Source organism: Halomonas sp. MES3-P3E (assembly GCF_002836035.1).
In the GTDB taxonomy this organism is placed as follows: Bacteria; Pseudomonadota; Gammaproteobacteria; order Pseudomonadales; family Halomonadaceae; genus Vreelandella; species Vreelandella arctica.
The window spans coordinates 1-1,575 of sequence record NZ_PJBT01000088.1 but is presented as its reverse complement, the minus strand read 5'-3'; the positions used below and the strand labels follow the sequence as shown (position 1 = coordinate 1,575).

Below are 1,575 nucleotides of genomic sequence, written 5' to 3'. Positions count from 1 at the left end.
TCCCGCACCGCCAGCGGCAAGCCGCGTAAGCGCCCTACGGACTGGGAAGGTAATGAGCAAGCCATTGTTATGCGCTGGCTGCTAGGGGAGAGCAAGCGCCATACGCCAGCAGGAGAGCTCCATAGCGCCACTTACCATGTGCCTAACGGCGGTGTGCGCAGCTGGAAGACGGCCAGTGCGATGAAGGCGCAAGGGGGTAAGGCGGGCGTATCTGACTTGGTTATTCGGCAAGCGCGTGGCGGGTGGCATGGGATGTATCTGGAGTTTAAGGCAACGCCCCCGCGTGATGCAGATCTTGCCGATAGCCAGCTTAAGTGGCTGGAAGGGAGCGAGTACGAAGGCTATTGCGCTGTGCTGGCGCGTGGCTATGAGGAAGCCAAAGCGGTATTGAAGGAGTACGCCAGCTGGCCGCGCACCGAAGTTAAGGGCAAGCCCCGTGAGTTAATGGCAGGCACCGACTGGAGGAAGTAATGCAGCTACCGCCGAGCGTTCAGCAGGTTGCCGATGTTATTGGGCGCGATCAGGCATTAAGCCTGGTGCGCCAGTTGCGCCAGCGGTGTAGTGGCAAGACGCTTTACGTGTATGTGCCTAAGCCGGACAAGCTGCACGTCAATCACGCGCTGGTGGCGATGCTGGGCTATGCGGATGCGGTGGCGCTATGTCAGCAATTCGGTGGAATGCATCTTTACCCATCCCCGTGTAAGTACCTGCAGCGGGCCATTAAGAACCGCGTCATCTTGGCGCTGCGTGATACGGGGCTGAATGCCGATGAGATCGCCGAGCAGTTGGGCATGTCGCGCAAGTGGGTCGCTAACGTTATCGATGCTCGCGATATGGTGCGCCGCGGCGACAGTATCGAGGTGGTGGCTCGCTCGGTGAAGATCTCACCGCTCACGTTGGGCTATATCCTCGACATCGATGTTCAGTATGCAGGGCCGATCACCAGTAGGGGCGAGCGGCGCCTACCCAGCCCGCAAATGCCGCTTGGTCTCTGAACTACTGCCAGCGGAGCCGCTACCACCGCCCGCGTAGGCTTCTCTCATCGTTTACGGAGAGATGACTATGCATTGTGGGTTAAAGGCTTCGGTCGAGGGGGCCATGTGTCTATGAGTGAGATACCGAACCGGGATACGCAACTCGACCGCATCGAATCCAGCATTTCGCAGGTATTGGATCGATTGACGCGCATGGAAGAGCGGCAGAACAATCATGCGGGCCAAATCGAGGGTCAGGCGTCCCAAATCACCGATATTTCAGCCCGCCTGCGCGATGTCGAGCTTGGTCACGCCGTTGCTTCCCGGTTGGCTGATCAAAACAACCAGCAGCTTTCTGGGCGCTGGGCGGCGGTAGGTGCGGCGGCGCTAGTGCTGCTGGGATCGCTCGGCGCTGCCGTGGGCACTATCGTCAGCAACATCTTTAAGGGGGTCTCATGACCAAGCGTATCGCGATGCATTTCACCCGCGCCGAGTTCACATGTAATTGCGGTTGCGGCTTCGACACGATCGACACGGCAACGCTGGGGATCGTTGAAGCTGTGCGGGAGCATTTCGGCAGCCCTGTGACCGTTACCAGCGG

4 protein-coding genes are annotated in these 1,575 nt (G+C 59.5%); all 4 read left to right on the top strand.

Features of this window, described 5'->3' with window-relative positions; all coding sequences use genetic code 11:
- On the top strand, positions 1 to 471 hold a 471-nt coding region (locus CXF87_RS11940; protein WP_232774907.1), incomplete at its 5' end, for a VRR-NUC domain-containing protein.
- On the top strand, positions 471 to 995 hold the full coding sequence (locus CXF87_RS11935) for a Mor transcription activator family protein (protein WP_101146766.1): 525 nt from the start codon (positions 471 to 473) through the stop codon (positions 993 to 995). The genes CXF87_RS11940 and CXF87_RS11935, both read left to right, overlap by 1 nt.
- 111 nt (positions 996 to 1,106) lie before the next feature.
- Complete coding sequence (locus CXF87_RS11930) at positions 1,107 to 1,433, top strand: hypothetical protein (protein WP_101146765.1); 327 nt, start codon at positions 1,107 to 1,109, stop codon at positions 1,431 to 1,433.
- Positions 1,430 to 1,575 (top strand): D-Ala-D-Ala carboxypeptidase family metallohydrolase (locus tag CXF87_RS22420; protein WP_198556081.1); only part of this gene is annotated, 146 nt, incomplete at its 3' end. The genes CXF87_RS11930 and CXF87_RS22420, both read left to right, overlap by 4 nt.

Bases quoted from the DNA above. Each gene is read 5' to 3' on its own strand.
- CXF87_RS11930 (WP_101146765.1), top strand. From the start codon at position 1,107: ATGAGTGAGATACCGAACCGGGATACGCAACTCGACCGCATCGAATCC.
- CXF87_RS11935 (WP_101146766.1), top strand. From the start codon at position 471: ATGCAGCTACCGCCGAGCGTTCAGCAGGTTGCCGATGTTATTGGGCGC.